Raw genomic sequence first — 20353 nt, forward strand, 5'->3', positions numbered from 1 at the left:
CGGCGGAGACAACCGCACGGCCCGTAAAAAAACTATGTAAAGGAAACTGAGACCACATGGCTCAAATAAATTCTATGGACGAATTCGAAGCTCTTCTTGCTGAAAGCTTCGAAATTGACACACCCGAAGAGGGTTCCGTTGTCAAAGGTAAAGTTATCGCAATCGAAGCTGGCCAAGCCATCATCGATGTAGGCTACAAAATGGAAGGCCGCGTTGACCTAAAAGAATTCGCAAATCCAGGCGAAGCTCCCGAAATCGCTGTTGGCGACGTTGTCGAGGTTTTCCTCGACCGTGTTGAAAACGCCAAAGGCGAAGCTGTTATCTCGCGCGACAAAGCTCGCCGTGAAGAAGCATGGGATCGCCTCGAAAAAGCATACGGTGACGAAGAGCGCGTTGAAGGCGCAATCTTTAGCCGCGTTAAAGGTGGCTTCACAGTTGACCTTGGTGGTGCAGTGGCCTTCTTGCCCGGCTCCCAAGTTGACGTGCGCCCCGTTCGCGATGCGGGCCCATTGATGGGTCTTAAGCAACCGTTCCAAATCCTCAAAATGGACCGTCGTCGTGGTAACATCGTTGTTTCGCGTCGCGCTATTCTTGAAGAATCACGTGCTGAACAACGTGCAGAAGTTATCGGCAAATTGGCCGAAGGCGATGCGGTTGACGGTGTGGTTAAGAACATCACTGAATACGGTGCCTTTGTTGACCTTGGCGGCGTAGACGGCTTGCTTCACGTGACTGACATGGCTTGGCGTCGTGTGAACCACCCATCCGAAATCCTGACAATTGGTGAAACAATTAAAGTTCAGGTTATCAAAATCAACAAAGAGACACACCGTATCTCCTTGGGCATGAAACAGCTCCAAGACGATCCATGGTCCCTCGTTGAAGAACGCTTCCCACTTGAGTCGGTCCACAAAGGCCGCGTAACAAACATCACCGATTATGGCGCGTTTGTTGAACTTGAGCCAGGCGTTGAAGGTCTTGTGCACGTTTCTGAAATGTCTTGGACAAAGAAAAACGTACACCCAGGCAAAATCGTTTCTACTTCGCAAGAAGTCGAAGTTATGGTTCTGGAAATCGACAGTGCAAAACGCCGCGTTTCGCTTGGCCTCAAGCAAACACAGCGCAACCCATGGGAAGTCTTTGCTGAGCAATTCCCTGTTGGCACAAACGTTGAAGGTGAAGTCAAAAATATCACTGAATTCGGTCTCTTCATCGGTCTCGAAGGCGACATCGACGGCATGGTTCACCTGTCAGATTTGACATGGGAAGGCCGTGGCGAAGACGTTATTGGCGACTTCGTTAAAGGCGACGTTGTTAAAGCAGTTGTCACCGAAGTTGACGTTGAAAAAGAACGCATCTCCTTGAGCGTTAAAGCGCTCGACGATAGCTTCTCTGGTGCAGTTGAAGGCGTGAAACGCGGCTCCATCATCACCGTTGAAGTGACTGCGATCGAAGAAGGCGGCATCGAAGTCGAATATGAAGGCGCGAAATCCTTCATCCGTCGCTCCGACCTGTCGCGTGATCGTGCAGAGCAACGTCCTGAGCGCTTCAGCGTTAGCGACAAGCTCGACGTTCGTGTAACAAACGTTGATGCGAAAACACGTCGCCTTGGTCTGTCGATCAAAGCCCGTGAGATTGCAGAAGAAAAAGAAGCAGTTGAGCAATATGGCTCCTCGGACTCCGGCGCATCGCTCGGTGATATCCTTGGTGCGGCGCTTAAAGGCGACGAATAATCTTCACATCAATTGATGTATGAATTTGAAACGGCCTCACTTTGGTGGGGCCGTTTTTTTGCGAATCAATGGCTCCCAAAAGTTTGCAGGGCGGGAAAATTCGAAAAATCCGTGCAACCCTAGGTTAAAATTCAGAAAAATCGGACCTTTGGACGCAAACTTGAGCGATTTTTTACCGACAACCCATTGGAAAATCTTTCTCAGACGAGAAATTACCCCTATAGTTGCGGGAACCGGCGCACACTGTCTGCTAGCGCAAATAACCACAACGAGGGGGACTACGGATGATCCGTTCGGAACTGATTCAAAAGATTGCCGATGAAAACCCACATCTCTATCAAAGAGATGTTGAGCGCATCGTGAATACGATTTTCGAAGAGATTATCGAAGCGATGTCTCGTGGCGACCGAGTTGAACTGCGTGGCTTCGGCGCGTTCTCTGTTAAGAAGCGTGATGCGCGCGCGGGTCGCAATCCGCGGACTGGCGAGAGTGTTGCCGTCGAAGAAAAACACGTGCCTTTCTTTAAAACTGGCAAACGTCTCCGAGACCGTTTGAACGGAAAGTAATCCAATGCGTTATTTTCGCTATGCGTTTCTCGCGGCCCTCGGGCTGGTGCTCGTTACAATTGCGCTCGCCAATCGTGCCGATGTTTCGGTTCAAGTCCTGCCAAACGATTTCGCAGCTTTCCTCGGTGTTCAATATGCAGCGCAGTTGCCGCTCTTTATAGTCATTTTTGGCGGGATCGTTGCGGGATTATTGATCGGATTCGTTTGGGAATGGATTCGGGAGTATAAGCAACGTGCCGAGGCGAACCGTACACGCAAGGAGCTTAACGGTTTGCGGGCTGAAGTGGCCCGTTTGAAAGAAGAAAAGGGGGAGCACAAAGATGATGTGCTCGCTCTACTTGAGGATAGTAACGCCACGCGTTAAACCCTACTCATGATACGTATTCAAAACCCAGAAGATGTCGTTTCGCAATCCGCGAGCGATGTGAACGTTAAGATTTGTGGCCTTCGCAATGCGGAGGACATCGCGGCGGCTGTTGAGGCGGGCGCGACCTATATCGGGTTTGTCTTTTTCGAAAAATCCCCGCGCAACGTGTCGATAGATGTGGCGCGTGCGTTGGCAATCGAGGTTCCCGTCGGAGTGGCGAAAGTTGCTTTGACCGTTAATGCCAGCGACAGTTTTCTGGATGAGCTCACGGATAAAGTCCCCTTGGATATGTTGCAACTGCATGGCCGCGAAACACCAGAGCGTGTCACCGAAATTCGGGCGCGCTACGGCCTTCCAGTGATGAAAGCCGTTGGAGTCGCAACGCGTGACGACCTAGAGCAACTCGCCGCTTATGAGGCCGTTGTGGACCTAATCCTTGTCGACGCGAAGCCGTCGCCGGGTTCGGTTTTGCCGGGCGGGAACGGGATGTCTTTTGATTGGCGCCTCCTTGCTGGACGCAGATGGGCAAAGCCTTGGATGTTGGCGGGTGGGCTTTCCGCCCAGAACGTGGCCGAGGCGATAAAATTAACAGGAGCACGTCAAGTTGATGTCTCCTCAGGGGTTGAATCCGCGCCCGGAATCAAGGACCAAGGACTGATCGCCGACTTCGTGCAAGCCGCGCAAAAGGAGCACTACCATGAATGATCTCTTTAATAGTTTTATGAACGGCCCAGACGAAAACGGGCGGTTTGGCGATTTTGGTGGCCGTTTCGTTTCCGAGACGTTGATGCCGTTGATTCTCAGCCTCGAAGAGGAATATGAGCGCGCAAAGACGGACGAAACGTTTTGGGCCCAGATGGACGATTTGTGGAAGCATTACGTTGGCCGTCCGAGCCCGCTGTATTTTGCCGAACGTATGACCGAAGACCTTGGTGGCGCGAAGATTTATCTCAAGCGGGATGAGCTTAACCACACGGGTGCGCATAAAATTAACAACGTTTTGGGGCAAATATTGCTCGCAAGGCGGATGGGTAAAACACGGATTATTGCCGAGACTGGCGCGGGGCAGCATGGCGTTGCCACGGCGACGGTTTGTGCTCGTTTTGGCCTCAAATGTATCGTCTATATGGGCGCGCATGATGTGAAACGCCAAGCGCCAAACGTGTTTCGGATGCGCCTTCTTGGAGCTGAAGTTATTGCCGTAACGTCGGGTCGAGGCACACTTAAGGATGCGATGAACGATGCATTGCGCGACTGGGTGACCAATGTGAACGACACGTTTTATTGTATCGGCACGGCGGCTGGGCCTCACCCGTATCCTGCCATGGTCCGTGATTTTCAGTCGATCATTGGCAAGGAAACCCGTGAACAATTGCAAGAACATGAGGGCGAAGGCCGCCTTCCAGACACGTTGATCGCCGCTATTGGCGGGGGATCAAACGCCATTGGTTTGTTCTATCCGTTTTTGGATGATGAAAGCGTGAACATCATCGGCGTCGAAGCAGGCGGCAAAGGCGTGAACGACAAAATGGAGCATTGCGCGAGTCTTACGGGTGGCCGTCCGGGGGTTTTGCACGGCAACCGCACCTATTTGCTTCAGGATGACGATGGCCAAATCCTTGAAGGCTTCTCGATTTCTGCGGGGCTTGATTATCCCGGAATCGGCCCAGAGCACAGCTGGCTGCACGAAATTGGCCGTGCCAAATATGTTGCGATTACAGACAAGGAAGCGCTCGAAGCGTTCCAATATTGCTGTACGCTAGAGGGGATCATTCCGGCCTTGGAACCCTCCCACGCCCTCGCGCATGTCATGAAAATTGCACCGATTTTGCCAAAAGACCACATCATCGTGATGAACATGTGTGGCCGTGGCGACAAGGATATCTTCACCGTGGCCAAGGCGCTCGGTTTTGATATGAGCGACGCAGACTAAGTTTAGCTGCGGAATCTATCAGCGAGTTTTTGAAGACCCGAGCGTGTATCTTTCACCTCGGGTTTTTCTTTGGGGGCTGTCTTTTGCGGCTTGTTCGCTGGCTTCGCTTCCGTCTCGCGGGGCGCTTGGACGCGCAGGGCAACGGCATTCATAAAACGTCCACTATCCCCTTTGGCAAGATCAACGGCCCCATCGCAAACACCACGTAGAACATCCTCAAGCCAGTTTTGTTCCGCCTTTGCGAAGTCGTGCAAAACATATCCCGCAACGCGATCCTTGTGACCGGGATGGCCGATGCCCATGCGAACCCGTCCATAGGTATCGCCAATATGTTGATGCATAGAGCGCAAACCATTGTGACCCGCGTGGCCTCCACCTTGTTTTACCCGAATTTTTCCTGGCACAAGATCGAGTTCGTCGTGAAAAACGATCACGTCGTCTGGTGTGAGTTTGTAAAAGCGCATGGCCTCACCGACCGACTGGCCCGACAGGTTCATGAAGGTTTCAGGTTTGAGGAGAATAATCTTCTCGCTGCCCAATTTACCTTCGCTCACAGAACCTTGAAACTTGTTCTTCCATGGCACAAATCCGTGATCCGACGCGATTGCATCCAGCGCCATAAAGCCGATGTTATGCCGATTTTGCGCGTATCTCGCACCGGGATTTCCAAGGCCGACAAAAAGTTTCATTGGGTTCCCTCGTTTGATTCGCCTGCAGTGTGGCCCGCAAAGGGGTCAGTTTGATAGCATACTTCTCGCAAGTATAGACCTTGCGAGGGGGCGACAGGCCCACAAACGTCTCTTCTGCGGGTTTCGAGTGCGGTTTTCACGTCAATTGGCGCCCAGCTTCCGCCGCCGACGCGCTCTAACGTGCCGACAAAACTGCGCACCTGATTATGTAAAAATGCGCGTGCGCGGACGTGAAAGCGAAACTCGGTACCGTCTGCGAGTGGGATTTCCTCGACGGTCAACTCATCGAGAGTGCGAACGGGCGAAGGGGCTTGGCACAGAGTTGAGCGGAAGGTCGTGAAATCATGTTTTCCCAACAGGTAATTCGCGCCCTCTTGCATCGCTTCCCGACTCAAGAGGTGGGGCACGCGCCAGATTCTTCCTGCTTCAAACGTCAGAGGGGCTCGGCGTGAAATAAGACGGTACATGTACCGCCGTTCTAGCGCCCAAAATCGCGCGTGGAAATCATCCGCAACGGGGGCCGCGTTTACAATTGCAATCGGGTTGGGCTTGAGATGATAATTTAACGCTTCGGCCAGACGAAAGGAATCCCATTGGCGCGCGAGATCGCAATGCGCGACTTGGCCAGTTGCGTGAACGCCCGCATCGGTGCGGCCTGCGGCGGCAATCCCTTTATTGGTCGGGTCGATTTTCAGAAGAGCATCTTCAATGGCCTGCTGTACGGAAGGGAGCGTCTTTTGCCGCTGCCACCCGTAAAACGGTGTCCCTTGGTATTCAATTTTTAGTGCAAAACGAGGCATCCCCCGCGATACATTCTTGCGATGACAATGGCAACAGGAACGTGTTTTTGGCGCGGCCCCTAGGAAAATTGCCTATAAGGGATTAAGTGTATGGCAAGCAATTTGAGGGTATGAATTGGGTTTAGCAGATTTTACCGATAGTGTTTTACGTGATGTAGAAAGCCTCGGCTCACGCGTGAATGAGGCATTGTTTGAACCAACCGTGCGCTTGGGCGTGACGGGCCTGAGTCGCGCGGGAAAAAGCGTGTTTATTACGTCGCTTGTTTCAAACTTGCTTGAGCGCGGACGCATGCCGCAATTTGTTGCCGCGAATAATGGGCGCTTGCAAACCGTCTATTTACAGCCACAGCCTGACGATACAATCGCTCGGTTTCCGTATGAGAAGCATCTTGCGTCCCTCACGGGCGACACCCCAAAATGGCCCGAAAATACGCGAAATGTCAGCGAGTTGCGCCTGTCGTTCCGCGTAAATCCCACAGGTTTGTTGGGGGGATTGCGGGGCGTTAAAACGTTCCACCTTGATATCGTAGATTATCCGGGCGAGTGGCTTCTCGATCTTGCCTTGATGGGAAAATCCTATCGGGAATGGTCGGCGGACGCCCTTGGTCGAATGGGGGCACAGGATATCGGGGCGCAGGTTTCTTATCGGCTTGAACAGGTTGATGGGGCGAAACCCATGGATGAAGTCACCTTACAGGCGCATGCGGCGGACTACGCTCGGTTTGCTCGTTCTGCGCACGACGAGGGCATGAGTAGTGGCGCGCCGGGGAGGATTGTTTTGCCAGGGGAACTTGAAGGCTCGCCAGTTTTGACGTTTTTCCCACTGCTTCCCGTTGTAAGACCGCCGCGAGGGTCGTTATGGCGTGAAATGGAACGACGCTATGATGCCTATCGTTCAGAAGTGATGAGGCCGTTCTTTCGGAACCATTTTGCGCGGATTGACCGCCAAGTTGTCCTTGTTGATGTTCTTGCAGCCCTTCATCGTGGGCCAAAGGCCGTCGATGATTTGCAACAAACAATGGCAGATATTTTGTCGGGCTTTAGGCCGGGGAAAAACGCTTGGCTGAGCGGTCTTTTGGCTGGAAAACGGGTGGAAAAGATACTCTTTGTCGCGACAAAATCGGACCATTTGCACCAGAGTCAGCATCCGCAACTTGCCGCGATAACACAGGCGCTTTTGGCGCAAGCTAAGTCTCGAGCGGATTTCGCAGGGGCCAAAACACAGGCAATGGCAATTGCGGCGTTACGAACCACGACCGAGACCATGTTGAACCATGAGGGACGTAAGCTTGAGTGTGTTCAGGGGCGGATCGCGCAGAACGCAAAGCCCGTTGCGTTTTATGCAGGGGCGCTGCCCAAAGATCCGGCACGCATCCTTTCGGCGGCGCAAATGGGGCAGGCCGATTGGGGTGGATTTACCATTCAAAATCAGCAATTTGACCCCGCAATTCTTGAGTTAAAATCCGGTGAAGGTTTGCCACACATCCGTCTCGACAAGGCCGTTGAATTTTTGATTGGAGATCAGTTTTGACCTCAGATGATAAGCCTGTCCTCGTTGAACTGGACGTTGAGGAGGTACTTTCTCCCGCCGATGCTCCGATAATATTGGAAACTTCCGAGGCCACAATGCAGCGCGCTGCACGGTTTGCCTCACGTCCGCGCTCCCGCATTGGCTCGCTGTTCTGGGGATTGCTGGCCGCACTTCTTGGCGCGTTTGTTTCGGTAGCGGTTTGGGACTTTGTCACGAGTTTATTGGCGCGAAATGAAGTTCTTGGCAGTGCGGTGCTTGCGATCGCTTTGGCATTTTTAGCTGTTTTGTGCGCGGTCATCCTGCGCGAAATAGCTGGTTTTTTGCGATTGGGGCGGATTGATTCGTTGCAAAAAGAGGCGGCTGAAGTGCAGGCCTCGCATGACATCGGTCGCGCGAAGCATTTTACGGCAAAATTGCAAAAACTTTATAAAAACCGCCATGAAGCCGAATGGGGACTCGCGGCCTTTCATGAACGCGCTGAGGAACAGTTTGATGCCACTGACCTTATGTCGTTGGCCGAGAATAAAATTCTAGCTCCCTTGGACGCGGAAGCTATTTTGGAAATTCAGTCTGCAGCCCGCCAAGTTGCGACCGTGACGGCCTTTGTGCCGATGGCTTTTGCGGATGTGATCGCCGCGTTGACGATGAATATGCGGATGATCCGACGGATTGCGGAAATTTACGGGGGCCGTGCGGGAACACTTGGGTCGTGGCGGTTGACCAAAGTGGTTTTAAGCCACCTTGTTGCGACGGGAGCCGTTGCCGTCGGGGATGATTTGATTGGATCGATTGCGGGCGGCGGTGTGATGTCAAAAGTGTCGCGCCGATTTGGTGAGGGGATTATTAATGGAGCTCTTACGGCGCGGGTCGGTGTTGCGGCGCTTGAGGTCTGTCGGCCAATGCCCTTTGTCACGCAGAAGCGTCCACGCGTGACGACGCTGGTTCAGCGGGCTATGGCTGGCTTGTTTTCCGGGAAAAAAAATGGCGACACAGCAGACAGCTAAAAGATCGGAGGTCCGTCTTTTGGTTGTCTGACGGCTTGGATGCCCATGCGCAATCCGCGGCCAATTCGGTGGGCGAGGGCGGAAAAAGCCTGTGCGGTTTCCGGCTTCAATTCTTTTTCCAAGACGTTGTCAAAAAGCTCCAACCATAGGGCGAAGTGTTCTGGTTTGATTTCGGGCACGCCCATATGAACCTGCATCGGATTGCCAGAATACGCGCGATCAAACAGGATTGCATTGTTCCAGAACGCGGCGATTTTTGCTTCGTGGGGTTGCCAAACCTCGGTGGAAGTTCCTAAGCGGCCGATAAAAATAGGCCCCAGAACGTCATGCGCACGAATGCGGAAATAGAACGCGGCTACCACGCGGGCAATTTCGTCTGGTGTGATGTCAAAACGGGCGAGCTTGGAAGCCATGTGGTATCCCTTCGCATTAGTGATACGCCTTTGAGAAGTGCACGCAACCACGTAAATGTCGCAGGGAGACGAGAGGTTCCCATTGCACTAGACCCCGTTGGAACGTCGAACTATAAGGCCGTATGAGGATGTTTCACTTACCCCTTATACGAATTATTTGCCCGGCGCTCTGACGATGAGCCGCCGGGACAAGGCGCCTGCAACGCGCGCCGCCCACTGAATTCAAATTCCCCGTTTAAGGACCGCAGATATGTGCGCCGATACGCCCGAGACTCTGAACTACAAATCTACTTTAAACCTGCCCAAAACCGATTTTCCAATGCGCGCGGGGCTTCCCAAACGCGAGCCGGAATGGCTTGAGAAATGGGATAAACTTAATGTTTACAGCCAGTTGCGCGAGAAAAAGGGCCGTACGCCTTTTACGCTCCACGATGGCCCTCCCTATGCCAACGGCCACCTGCATATTGGTCACGCGTTGAACAAGACCATTAAAGATGTGATCGTGCGCAGCCACCAGATGATGGGCTTTGATGCGCGTTACATTCCGGGTTGGGATTGCCACGGACTTCCGATTGAATGGAAGATTGAAGAGCAATATCGCCAAAAGGGTAAGAACAAGGACGAAGTTCCAATCAACGACTTCCGTGCCGAATGTCGTAAGTTCGCGCAGGGATGGGTTGATATTCAGCGTGATGAGTTCAAGCGACTGGGCATTACCGGAACGTGGGATAAGCCCTATCTGACGATGGATTTCCACGCCGAGCGCGTGATCGCCGAGGACTTCATGAAGTTCCTAATGAACGGTACGCTCTATCAAGGGTCAAAACCCGTGATGTGGTCGCCGGTTGAGAAAACCGCGTTGGCTGAAGCCGAGATCGAATACCACGATCACAAAAGTCATGCGATTTGGGTGGCGTTTAAAGTACGTTCTGGGGGCGATGATCTTGCCGATGCGCGTATCGTTATCTGGACCACGACGCCTTGGACGATTCCGTCGAACAAGGCTATCGCCTATAACCCGACCATTGCCTATGGGCTGTATCGCGTTGAAGCCACCGAAGAAGAAAGCTGGACGGCGGCGGGTGATCTCTATCTTTTGGCCGACGACCTTGCCTCTGAAGTTCTGACCAAAGCCCGCGCAACCGAGTTCACGCGTGTGCGTGAGGTGAGTGCATCCGAGCTTGCTGGCATTACTTGTAGCCATCCATTGGCCGGTTTTGAAGGCGCGAATGGTTTCTGGGATTACGACGTTCCGGTCATTGATGGGGATCACGTTACGGACGATGCTGGGACGGGGTTTGTTCACACGGCCCCAAGCCACGGTGCTGATGACTATGAATGTTTCGTTAAGCGCAATTGGCTCGACCGCATGACCCATAATGTTGGCGAAGAAAGCCAGTTTTTGCCACATGTTCCCTTGTTCGCGGGTCTTCAAGTCTTTGATCAAAAAGGCAAAGAGGGCAAAGCTAACAGCACAGTTATCGATAAACTGGTTGAAGCTGGCGGGTTGATTGCCCGCAGCCGGATTACGCATAGCTACCCACACTCGTGGCGTTCAAAAGCGCCCATCATTTTCCGCAACACGCCACAGTGGTTTGCGGCGATTGATCGGGAAATCGGCGACGGCAAAGACACGCATGGTAAAACCATCCGCGAACGAGCCCTCACCGAGATCGACAATGTGAAGTGGACGCCCCAATCGGGTCGCAACCGCCTGCATTCGATGATCAAGTCTCGCCCTGATTGGGTCCTTTCGCGGCAGCGCGCTTGGGGTGTACCTCTGACGTGTTTCACGCGCAAAGGTGCCTTGCCTACGGATGAGAACTTCCTTTTGCGGGATCCTGCTGTGAACGCACGGATTGTTGAGATATTTGAGGCCGAAGGGGCGGATGCTTGGTATGCTGATGGCTCCAAAGACCGGATTCTCGGCGGTTTGCAAAACCCAGAAGACTTCGATCAAGTATTTGATATTCTTGATGTTTGGTTTGACTCGGGCTCTACACACGCCTTCGTACTTCGGGACCGTGAAGATGGTACCGAGGATGGCATTGCAGATGTTTATCTAGAGGGTACAGACCAGCATCGCGGCTGGTTCCACAGCTCACTTTTGCAAAGCTGCGGCACCAATGGGCGCGCGCCCTATCGCAATGTTGTCACGCACGGCATGACCTTGGACGAAAAGGGCATGAAGATGTCCAAATCCATCGGCAACACGATTGTGCCTGAAAAAATCATCCAACAATACGGCGCTGATATCCTACGTCTTTGGGTTGCTCAGGTCGATTATACCTCTGATCAACGTATCGGTCCTGAAATCCTGAAAGGCGTGTCTGACAGCTATCGTCGTTTGCGCAATACCATGCGCTACATGCTGGGATCGTTAGCGGAATTCACCGAAGCGGATCGCATGGATCCCGCGGACATGCCCGAGTTGGAGCAGTTGATTTTGCACCGTTTGGCCGAGTTGGACCACGAGGTTCGCAAAGGTTATGCGGCGTTTGATTTCCAAGGTGTATTCCAAGCGGTCTTTACCTTTTCAACGCTCGATCTTTCGGCGTTCTATTTCGACATTCGCAAAGACGCGCTTTATTGCGATGGAGACACGGTACAGCGTCGGGCTGCGCGGACGGTTTTGGACATTTTGTTCCATCGCCTGACGACGTGGCTTGCGCCAATTTTGATCTTTACGATGGAAGAAGTTTGGCTTGAACGCTTCCCTGGTGAGGACAGTTCAGTGCATTTGATGGACTTTCCTGAAACACCTGCGGATTGGTTGAACGAGCCATTGGCGGCCAAATGGGACGGGGTGCGTAAGGCCCGTCGTGTTGTGACTGCTGCGCTTGAAATTCAGAGGCAGGACAAAGTTATCGGTGCGAGCCTTGAAGCGGCGCCCACGGTTCACGTTCGGGACGCTAATGTCTTGAAGGCGCTTCAAGAGTTGCCGTTCGAGGATATTTGCATCACGTCGGCAGTTTCGCTGACCAATGATCCGCTGCCAGACGAGGCCTTCCGCCTTCCCGAAATCGAAGGTGTTGGCGTTGTGTTTGAACTTGCCGAGGGTGTGAAATGCCAACGGTGTTGGAAAACGCTTCCTGATGTTGGGAAGCACAAGCACGAAGGTGTTTGTGGCCGTTGCGATGCGGCACTGAGCTAGTTCAATTTGCCCGCTGCAGGAAACTGTGGCGGGCAATTTCGTTTGGGGGCGAAGCCATGATCGAATCCAGTGTCCTTACTTCCATGGGTACCTTTGGACTTATTGAGGACGAGGGCGCGATCATTCGTTTGACGTGGCACAGCCAAGCTCCCGCGCCGAGTACAGATGTTTCAAAGCGCGCGGCAGATCAGCTTTCTGCGTATTTCGATGGGGGAAAGGCGGGATTTGACCTTCCTTTGCGCCCTTCAGGCAGCGCTTTTCAGCAAAAAGTGAACGCGGCGATGCGCGCTATTCCCTACGGGGAAACGCGGACTTATGGTGAGATAGCCAAAGATATTGGCGCCTCTGCGCAAGCTGTTGGCAATGCCTGTGGAACCAACTCCATACCCGTTATCATCCCTTGCCATCGTGTCCTTGGGGCACAGGGATTAGGGGGCTTTTCCGGTGAGGGTGCCGTCGAGACCAAAGTGAAACTTTTGATACATGAGGGCGCGGCTGGATTGCTTATTTAGCCGTCTTGCGCTCGGGAATAATCTCTTGGGCAATGCCTGCACCCAGCAGATAGAGGGAGGTGACGATCAGCCCCCAAAGCGCAAAATCGTGCGGCTCAAAGCGCACCCACGCGGCCCAGCCAGCAAAACATGTCCAAGCCAAAGCAATGGGAAGCGACAGGTTGCGCCAGCGTTCTGTACGCACTGGATGGATGAATTTGAGCGGTGCAAACATTGCGACGGCGAGCACGACGATAATCGCAAGCATGACCCAAAAATTCGGGGTAACCGCGAAGAACACCAAGACCACCATATTCCAACATCCCGGAAATCCAGAGAAGGAATTATCCTTGGTTTTCATGCGCGTATCAGCAAAATACAGAGCACTGGTGAAGGTGATCACGATGATGGCAATCCACCCTGTCCACCCCGGTAAGAGACCTGATTTAAAGAGGGCAAATGCCGGAATAAAGACATAGGTGAGGTAGTCGATAATGAGGTCGAGGAGCACGCCGTCGATCTGGGGGGCGTTTGTTTTGACGTCAGTGTGCCGCGCTAAAGGTCCATCGATCCCATCCACAAAAAACGCAACGACAAGCCACAGGAACATTTGGCTCCATGCCTGATCGGCCGCTGCCAAAAGGGCAAGCATTGCGAAAACCGCACCAGTTGCGGTTAAGAGATGGACGGCATAAGCGCGAAGTTCTTTGGACATGAGGTTTAATGGCTCAAAATTGGCCGCCATGCAATGGGGCAAAACTTTGGCTAGGCGCGCGGGTGGGACCGCTCATAGACTTCCATCAATCTTGCTGTGTCCACCGCCGTGTAAGTTTGGGTCGTAGAAAGGGAGGCGTGGCCCAAAAGTTCTTGGATTGTCCGCAGATCACCACCAGCACTTAACAGATGCGTAGCGAAGGAGTGGCGCAAAGCATGTGGCGTTGCACTTGCTGGAAGGCCAAGCTGCATTCTTGCTGCTGCCATCGCTTTTTGGACCGTACGCGGCGTGAGTGCGCCACCACGTACCGCGAAAAACAGTGGCGATTTCGCGGTCAACTCATAGGGGCAATCCGCGACATAGGCGGCGACTGCGGCTTGGGCTACGGGCAAAACGGGGACGACGCGCTCTTTGTCGCCCTTGCCGATAATGCGCAGGCTGCTGGAAAGCGGGGAGTCGCTTCCCTTGAGCGAGAGTGCTTCGGAAATCCGCAGCCCACAGCCATAGAGGAGTGTTAAGACTGCGGTATCCCTTTGAGCGACCCAAGGTTTTTCGCTTTGATAAGCGATGGTTTCAAGAAGGGCGCGCGCGGCCTCTTTTTCAACGGGGCGCGGTAGTTTTTGTTGGAATTTTGGCGCACGGGTCGCAAGGATGGCAGTGGCGTCAAATCCGTCGCGTTCTGCAAACCAGTTGTAGAAACTTTTGACGGCGGAAAGTTCGCGGGCGAGGGAGCGCGGCGCAATTCCGCGGCCTCGTTCACGGGCAAGCCAGGCGCGCATGTCTTGGATCGAAATCCTTTTTAGGGGGGCGACGCCGAGGTCTGTACCAAAACGTTCCCCCATAAATGCGAAAAAGCATAGGAGGTCTGCTTGATAGGCTGATATCGTGTTTTCTGACAATCCTTGAACGGATTGCTTCATTTCAAGCCACCCAGACAGCAAAGCGCTGGCGGCTGGCGAAACGGATGTCATGACAGCCAACGCGCCATTGCACGTTCAAAAGTTCCCGCAAAAAACGCTAAAAGGTCAGTGCCTTGGTCCGATTTGAACATATGTGGGTCTTCTGACCCCAGAAGCAGCAACCCTGGGAGGCGGCCATTGCCAAAGTCCAACTTAAGGGCCGCTTCGGACCGGATATATTCAGAACCCGTACCATAGATTTCGTCATCCGCTGGGCGATACTGACGTAAAGTTACAGGACGCGGTTCGGATTGGCGGCCCGCTTTGAGGTATGTGTCAACGAAACCCGGTTCAGCGACGGTTAAAATATGGCCAAGCTTTTTGACGACGGGATCTTCGCCTTTTTGAACGCTTTCCAAAACAAGGCGCACGGCATCAACCCGCAGGATTTCGGCGATGCCCGTTCCGAGTTCTTGAAGGAAGGCTTCAAAATCTGTGGGGTCCAACAGTTTAAGAACCGCGCGGTGCACTTGATTGGTACCTGCGAGATTTTCATAGGCCGCTGCGATGACGGAGCGGTGTGTGTCTTCGAGGCGGTCAAGACGGGCCTCTAAGCGGTCCATCGCGATCCCGCGCAAATCCACGATATTGCCGCCAAGGGCCTTTTCGTTGGCCGCCACAAGGGCGCGCATGACGTCTTTGTCCTCAAGAATGAACTCGGGGTCCGTCATTATTTTTTCACGGAGATCTTCTTGCAAAATCGCGTTGCTCAAGTGCCTGCCTCGTTTTTGTTTTTATATGGTACTTGCACATTTCGCGGATTTTTCCGTCTAAATGCGCTGAATTGTACCGCCTGCTTGCTCTTTTCTAACATGGGGGGGGATTCATTGCATCAGGTTTTTGAGCAGAATTGAATTTCTGTGCGAATGTACGCTTAGGGGCACAAAGCAAAACAGCCCCTGCTTTCACAGAGGCTGTTTGTTGTAATTTAGTTCGTAGGATTACAGGATTTTTTGACCTGTTTTCGCCCAGTCAGCCATGAAAGCTGCGAGGCCTGCATCCGTAAGAACGTGGTCAGCCATTTTCAAGATAACGCCAGGAGGGGCCGTGCAAACGTCGGCTCCCAGAAGGGCGCAATCTTTCATGTGGTTGACGGAGCGAATTGAGGCCGCCAGAATTTCAGTCTCAAACGCGTAGTTGTCATAGATTGTGCGGATGTCCGCGATCACGTCCAAACCATCGATGTTGATGTCATCCAAACGACCAATGAAGGGCGAAATGAATGTGGCACCAGCTTTTGCTGCGAGCAGGGCTTGGTTAGCGGAGAAGCACAAAGTGACATTGACTTTGGTGCCTGCATCGCTAAGCGTCTTACATGTTTTCAAGCCGGCCCAAGTAAGAGGAACTTTGACACAGATGTTTTCTGCGATCTCGGCTAGTTTGCGGCCTTCAGCGATCATTTCGTCGGCCTCAAGGGCAACGACTTCGGCTGAAACCGGACCGTCGATCATGTCGCAGATTTCTTTTGTGACTTCCAGAATATTGCGTCCGGATTTCATAATGAGGGAGGGGTTTGTTGTAACCCCATCTACCATGCCAAGGTCGTTTAGTTCGGCAATGGCGGCGACGTCTGCGGTATCTACAAAGAATTTCATGAGAGTATTCCTAGTTAGGTTGGGCTCTATCCGGCGCCTATGTACCTCAACTCAGACTTTGCTGGAACCCCAAAAGGGGGCGAAACATGTCTGATCAGTTTGGCTTTGGGGCTGATTTTGGTGGCGAGCCTGATTTTGCGTCTGACGAAGGGCAAGAATTCGCGCGCGGCGCGCAGGTTGCCGTGATGACCACCCAACCGATTGATCGGTTCTTGGATTATAAATCACCAGAGGGCGGATGCAACACGGGCGATTTTGTCGAGGTGCCTTTGGGGCCACGCAAAGTGTTGGGCGTTGTGTGGGGCAAAGGAGAAGGGCGGTTTGATCCGTCGAAAATCCGCTCTGTGAGTCGTGTATTGGATGTTCCTCCAATGGGAAAAGATATGCGCGAGTTTCTTGTGCGGTCGGCGGAATATACCTTAACGCCTTTGTCCCAAATGGTTCGGCTGGCAACCCGTGCGCCGGGGCTTTTTGATCCGCCATCGATGCGTAAAATCTTTCGCATGGGGACTGGAACACCCGACCGCATGACGCCCGCGCGGGAAAAAGTATTGGCTGTGCTAGAGGATTATGGCGACATGTCCTTTACGCTCAAGGAATTGGCCGACATGGCAGGGGTAACGTCGTCGGTTGTAAAAGGCCTTGCAAAACAGGGGGCTGTGCGCGAAGAAGACACGCCACGCGACGTGCCATTTCCACTGTTGCGGCATGACTTTAGCGGTGTCGCGCTTGAGGGCGATCAAAATGGCGCGGCGCTTGAATTGCGCGAGGGCGTGGCGGATCGGGCCTATTCGACGGTGCTTTTGAAGGGTGTGACCGGATCGGGGAAAACCGAAGTTTATCTTGAGGCGGTCGCAGAATGTTTGCGCTTGGGGCGGCAAGCTTTGGTCCTTTTGCCCGAGATTGCTTTGACGGCAGAGTTCTTGACGCGGGTTGAAAAACGCTTTGGTGCGAAACCTGCTGAGTGGCATTCCGGCGTTACCATGACCGAGCGCCGTCGTGTTTGGCGGATGGTCGGGGCGGGCGGGGCCGAGTTGGTTGTCGGAGCGCGCTCAGCGCTGTTTTTGCCCTTTCGCGACCTCGGGTTGATCGTTGTCGATGAAGAGCACGACACGTCCTATAAACAGGAAGAAGGCGTTTTGTATTCGGCCCGCGATATGGCGGTTTTGCGGGCCACATATTGTGCAGCGGAAGTTGTTTTGGCGTCGGCTACCCCTAGCCTTGAAACTTGGGCCAACGCGGAGGCGGGCAAGTATAAACGTCTTGATCTCTCCAGCCGGTTTGGTGAAGCGCAACTGCCTGAAATGCGTGCGATTGATATGCGCAGTGAGAAGTTGGCAAGCAATCACTGGATTTCGCCGACGTTAAAAGCCGCAGTGCAAATGCGCGTTGATGCAGGGGAGCAAGCGTTGCTTTTCATCAACCGTCGTGGCTATGCGCCAACGACTCTGTGTCGGGCTTGTGGCGAGCAAATCGGATGCGATTTTTGCGACGCCCGCATGGTGGAGCACCGTTTTCAAAAGCGTCTGGTGTGCCATCAGTGTGGCGAGACCAAGCCGATGCCGATTGAATGTCCAAGTTGCAAGGTTGAGGGAAAACTTGCGCCTGTCGGGCCCGGTGTTGAGCGCTTAGCAGAAGAAGTGAACGAACTTTTCCCCGACGCCCGCGTGGCGGTATTGTCGAGCGATTTGTTTAGTTCAGCCCGCGCCTTGAAAGAGCAAATTGTGTCGATTGCCCAAGGGGGCGCGGATATCGTTATTGGCACGCAGCTTGTGGCCAAGGGGCATAACTTCCCGAACCTCACTTTGGTCGGAGTTATTGACGCGGATCTGGGCCTTCAGGGAAGCGACCTGCGCGCCGCCGAACGCAGTTTTCAATTGATGCGACAGGTGTCTGGACGGGCAGGACGCGCGGCGAAAAAAGGCACAGCGCTTTTGCAAACGTTTCAACCGGAGCATCCTGTTATTCGGGCAATTTTGTCGGGTGAAGAAGAACAGTTTTGGCGGGCAGAAGCGGCGGAACGTATGGAGGCGGGCGTGCCGCCCTATGGGCGTATGGCGGGAATTGTTTTATCCTCAACCGATATACAAGAAGTGTTTGATTTGGGAGGGGAAATGGCGCGTTTAGACGGGCCATTGCGGGCCATTGGCGCGCAAGTTTTCGGCCCAGCACCAGCGCCAATTGCCCGCGTCCGTGGCCGCCATCGCGTGCGCCTTTTGGTGAAAGCCCCAAAAAATGTACCGCTGCAAAAGGCACTGACAAAGTGGATTGCGCAATTTAAAATCCCAAACACCCTGCGCCTTTCGGTCGACATTGATCCGCAGAACTTTTTTTAAACTTTGCTTCCCTTGGCGCAAATTTCTGCGTAGGAAAATCGAATGAAAACTTACCCTCTCGAAGACGTGAATCAACTTCCCGTATGGCGCCGCCCCATTGCCTATTTGGTTTTGACGGCGATTGCGCTTCCACTGGCTTTTGCGACGTGGTCGGCGCTGCTAAATAACTTCGTTATCGAGGTCGCTCAATTTGATGGTGCCGATATCGGTATGCTCCACTCAATTCGCGAAATTCCTGGCTTTTTAGCTATTGGCGTGATCGCCGTCTTACTGTTTGTGCGCGAGCAGGTTTTGGCGATGGTCTCGCTCATCCTGCTTGGAGTCTCGACAGCGGTTACGGCGTATTTCCCAAGCCTTGGCGGTATTCTGATGATTACCTTTCTGAGTTCTGTTGGGTTCCATTATTTCGAGACGGTCAATCAATCGCTGCAACTTCAGTGGCTTTCAAAAGAGCGCGCACCAAGAATCCTTGGTATTCTCGGGGCTGTGGGATCAGCGGCGACTTTGGTGTCCTACGGGCTGATTGTCCTGTTGTGGGAGCCGTTGGCGCTCACGTATAACATTGTGTTCCTGCTGTCGGGAGGCAGTTGCGCGTTGATTGCCCTGTATTGCATGTTTGGCTTTCCGCAGTTTGAGAACAAAGTGGTGCAACGCCGCGAGGTCGTTTTGCGCAAACGCTATTGGCTCTATTATGCGTTGGAGTTTTTTGCGGGTGCGCGTCGGCAAATCTTTGTTGTTTTTGCGGGCTTCATGCTGGTTGAACGCTTTGGCTTTGACGTGCACGAAGTGACGGGGCTTTTTATGATTAACCTTGTCGCCAATATCGCCCTGTCGCCGATGTTTGGCGGGTTGGTCGCGCGTTTTGGCGAACGGCGTATGCTTTTGATTGAGTACACGGGCCTCGTTTTGGTGTTTCTTGCTTATGGCGGTATTTATTTCTTCAATTGGGGCGTGCTTTTGGCGATGGTGCTTTATGTGGTCGATCACATGTTGTTTGCGTTGAAATTGGCGCTCAAAACCTATTTTCAAAAGATCGCAGACCCCAGTGATATTGCCCCAACGGCCGCTGTTGCCTTTACGATCAATCATATTGCGGCGGTGTTTTTGCCCATTCTACTTGGCCTGTTATGGGTCGTGTCTCCGGCCGCCGTGTTTTTTGCGGCCGCAGGGATCGCATGCGGCTCGTTCCTCCTCGCGCTGCTCATCCCGCGCCATCCCACACCTGGATATGAAACGGTTTTTTCTGGGCGTGACTTGGCAGTGGCAGAGTAGCAATTACGTTACATCGCTCCTATATTGACGATATACGGAATAGAAATGGGAGCGCGTCATGTTTGGTACGAAAAAAGAGACAATGGTGAAAGAAGACCGTGCGCTTGCGGGACAAGAAGCACCGGTTCCCACTGCTGATGTTCATTTTCTCTCTGGTATTCCCCTAAATTCTGACGTGCCGGAGGGCATGGAAGAAGCCATGTTTGGCATGGGCTGTTTTTGGGGCGTTGAGCGGATTTTTTGGCAAGTCGAGGGCGTTTACCTGACGATGGTTGGCTATTCCGGTGGCTTCACCGAAAACTGCACCTATGAGCAGGTTTGCACCGGAAAAACTGGCCACAATGAGGTTGTGCGGATCATCTTTGATCCCAAGAAAATCTCCTATGAAACCCTGCTGCAGCATTTTTGGGAAGGCCATAACCCAACGCAAGGCATGCGTCAGGGCAATGATCGCGGCACACAGTATCGCTCTGGGATATACACGTTCAATGACACGCAAGCTGAAAAGGCCGAGGCCAGCATGGCGGTCTATGCACATCGTTTGCGGCGCAACGGGCATGGTGCGATTACCACTGAAATTCTGCCCGCGAACACTTTCTATTTCGCGGAAGGGTATCATCAGCAATACCTTGAGAAAAATCCAAGTGGGTATTGTGGTATCGGTGGAACAGGGGTGACATGCCCTATCGGTGTGGCCGTCTAGGCGGGATTGATCAACGCGTCTTGACCCGTGCGAGACAAGACCTTACGCCAGAATAGAACAGAAACCAATTGGCGTATTCTGCACGAGGACCT

19 protein-coding genes are annotated in these 20353 nt (G+C 53.1%); 12 read left to right on the forward strand and 7 right to left on the reverse strand.

The window, feature by feature from the left end; translation table 11 throughout:
• The first annotated feature begins 56 nt into the window (after window positions 1-56).
• The 5 genes from rpsA (at window position 57) to trpB (ending at window position 4599) form a co-directional block, all read left to right on the forward strand.
• Window positions 57-1733, forward strand: a complete 1677-nt coding sequence (gene rpsA, locus AB9F26_RS01890; RefSeq protein ID WP_335585307.1) for a 30S ribosomal protein S1 — start codon at window positions 57-59, stop codon at window positions 1731-1733.
• Between the two features lie 284 nt (window positions 1734-2017).
• Complete coding sequence (ihfB, locus tag AB9F26_RS01895; RefSeq protein WP_039001524.1) at window positions 2018-2299, forward strand: integration host factor subunit beta; 282 nt, start codon at window positions 2018-2020, stop codon at window positions 2297-2299.
• A gap of 4 nt (window positions 2300-2303) precedes the next feature.
• Window positions 2304-2663 carry a lipopolysaccharide assembly protein LapA domain-containing protein gene (locus AB9F26_RS01900; RefSeq protein WP_369767151.1) on the forward strand — a complete coding sequence of 120 codons (360 nt, stop codon included), beginning with the start codon at window positions 2304-2306 and terminating at the stop codon, window positions 2661-2663.
• Window positions 2664-2672: 9 nt separating this feature from the next.
• Window positions 2673-3371, forward strand: a complete 699-nt coding sequence (locus AB9F26_RS01905; protein WP_335585309.1) for a phosphoribosylanthranilate isomerase — start codon at window positions 2673-2675, stop codon at window positions 3369-3371.
• A complete protein-coding gene (trpB, locus tag AB9F26_RS01910) occupies window positions 3364-4599 on the forward strand; it encodes a tryptophan synthase subunit beta (protein ID WP_369767152.1) in 1236 nt (411 codons plus the stop codon). Before AB9F26_RS01905 ends, trpB begins: the two co-directional genes overlap by 8 nt.
• A gap of 2 nt (window positions 4600-4601) precedes the next feature.
• Here the strand turns inward: trpB and pth are convergent, their stop codons facing one another.
• Window positions 4602-5288, reverse strand: coding sequence for an aminoacyl-tRNA hydrolase (gene pth, locus AB9F26_RS01915; RefSeq protein ID WP_369767153.1), 687 nt, complete (start codon window positions 5286-5288; stop codon window positions 4602-4604).
• Window positions 5285-6088, reverse strand: coding sequence for a tRNA pseudouridine(38-40) synthase TruA (gene truA, locus AB9F26_RS01920; RefSeq protein WP_369767154.1), 804 nt, complete (start codon window positions 6086-6088; stop codon window positions 5285-5287). Before truA ends, pth begins: the two co-directional genes overlap by 4 nt.
• 115 nt (window positions 6089-6203) lie before the next feature.
• Between truA and AB9F26_RS01925 the strand changes: the two genes are divergently transcribed.
• Window positions 6204-7619, forward strand: a complete 1416-nt coding sequence (locus tag AB9F26_RS01925; protein WP_369767155.1) for a YcjX family protein — start codon at window positions 6204-6206, stop codon at window positions 7617-7619.
• Complete coding sequence (locus AB9F26_RS01930; RefSeq protein ID WP_369755027.1) at window positions 7616-8623, forward strand: YcjF family protein; 1008 nt, start codon at window positions 7616-7618, stop codon at window positions 8621-8623. Before AB9F26_RS01925 ends, AB9F26_RS01930 begins: the two co-directional genes overlap by 4 nt.
• Here the strand turns inward: AB9F26_RS01930 and AB9F26_RS01935 are convergent.
• Window positions 8620-9036 (reverse strand): group III truncated hemoglobin, encoded by a 417-nt coding sequence (locus AB9F26_RS01935; RefSeq protein ID WP_369755026.1) that lies wholly within the window; start codon window positions 9034-9036, stop codon window positions 8620-8622. The two genes, AB9F26_RS01930 and AB9F26_RS01935, sit on opposite strands and share 4 nt — an antisense overlap.
• 250 nt (window positions 9037-9286) lie before the next feature.
• Here AB9F26_RS01935 and ileS point away from each other — a divergent pair, with 250 nt between their 5' ends.
• Window positions 9287-12190, forward strand: a complete 2904-nt coding sequence (ileS, locus tag AB9F26_RS01940; RefSeq protein WP_369767156.1) for an isoleucine--tRNA ligase — start codon at window positions 9287-9289, stop codon at window positions 12188-12190.
• 56 nt (window positions 12191-12246) lie between these two features.
• A complete protein-coding gene (locus AB9F26_RS01945) occupies window positions 12247-12702 on the forward strand; it encodes a methylated-DNA--[protein]-cysteine S-methyltransferase (protein ID WP_369767157.1) in 456 nt (151 codons plus the stop codon).
• Here the strand turns inward: AB9F26_RS01945 and AB9F26_RS01950 are convergent.
• The 4 genes from AB9F26_RS01950 to fsa all read right to left on the reverse strand — a co-directional run bounded on the left by AB9F26_RS01950 (window position 12695) and on the right by fsa (window position 15950).
• A complete protein-coding gene (locus AB9F26_RS01950; protein WP_039001546.1) occupies window positions 12695-13396 on the reverse strand; it encodes a phosphatidylcholine/phosphatidylserine synthase in 702 nt (233 codons plus the stop codon). The two genes, AB9F26_RS01945 and AB9F26_RS01950, sit on opposite strands and share 8 nt — an antisense overlap.
• Before the next feature lie 50 nt (window positions 13397-13446).
• Window positions 13447-14367, reverse strand: coding sequence for a tyrosine recombinase XerC (locus AB9F26_RS01955; RefSeq protein ID WP_335585318.1), 921 nt, complete (start codon window positions 14365-14367; stop codon window positions 13447-13449).
• Window positions 14364-15068, reverse strand: coding sequence for a DUF484 family protein (locus AB9F26_RS01960; protein WP_369767158.1), 705 nt, complete (start codon window positions 15066-15068; stop codon window positions 14364-14366). Before AB9F26_RS01960 ends, AB9F26_RS01955 begins: the two co-directional genes overlap by 4 nt.
• A 228-nt stretch (window positions 15069-15296) precedes the next feature.
• The gene (gene fsa, locus AB9F26_RS01965) at window positions 15297-15950 is read right to left on the reverse strand and encodes a fructose-6-phosphate aldolase (RefSeq protein WP_039001514.1); all 654 of its coding nucleotides are present in this window, start codon (window positions 15948-15950) and stop codon (window positions 15297-15299) included.
• Between the two features lie 185 nt (window positions 15951-16135).
• On the opposite strand from fsa, the gene AB9F26_RS01970 reads away from it, so the two are divergent.
• Genes AB9F26_RS01970 through msrA form a run of 3 tightly spaced genes read left to right on the forward strand, consistent with a single transcriptional unit; the run spans window position 16136 to window position 20261 of the window.
• Window positions 16136-18286: a primosomal protein N' gene (locus AB9F26_RS01970; protein WP_369767214.1), complete on the forward strand. Its 2151-nt coding sequence runs from the start codon at window positions 16136-16138 to the stop codon at window positions 18284-18286.
• 42 nt (window positions 18287-18328) lie between these two features.
• Window positions 18329-19558 (forward strand): MFS transporter, encoded by a 1230-nt coding sequence (locus AB9F26_RS01975; RefSeq protein ID WP_369767159.1) that lies wholly within the window; start codon window positions 18329-18331, stop codon window positions 19556-19558.
• Between the two features lie 58 nt (window positions 19559-19616).
• Window positions 19617-20261 (forward strand): peptide-methionine (S)-S-oxide reductase MsrA, encoded by a 645-nt coding sequence (gene msrA / locus AB9F26_RS01980; protein ID WP_369767160.1) that lies wholly within the window; start codon window positions 19617-19619, stop codon window positions 20259-20261.
• The last annotated feature ends 92 nt before the right edge of the window (window positions 20262-20353 follow it).

Origin of the sequence: Falsihalocynthiibacter sp. BN13B15 (assembly GCF_041205415.1) — a bacterium.
Taxonomy (GTDB): Bacteria; Pseudomonadota; Alphaproteobacteria; order Rhodobacterales; family Rhodobacteraceae; genus Falsihalocynthiibacter; species Falsihalocynthiibacter arcticus.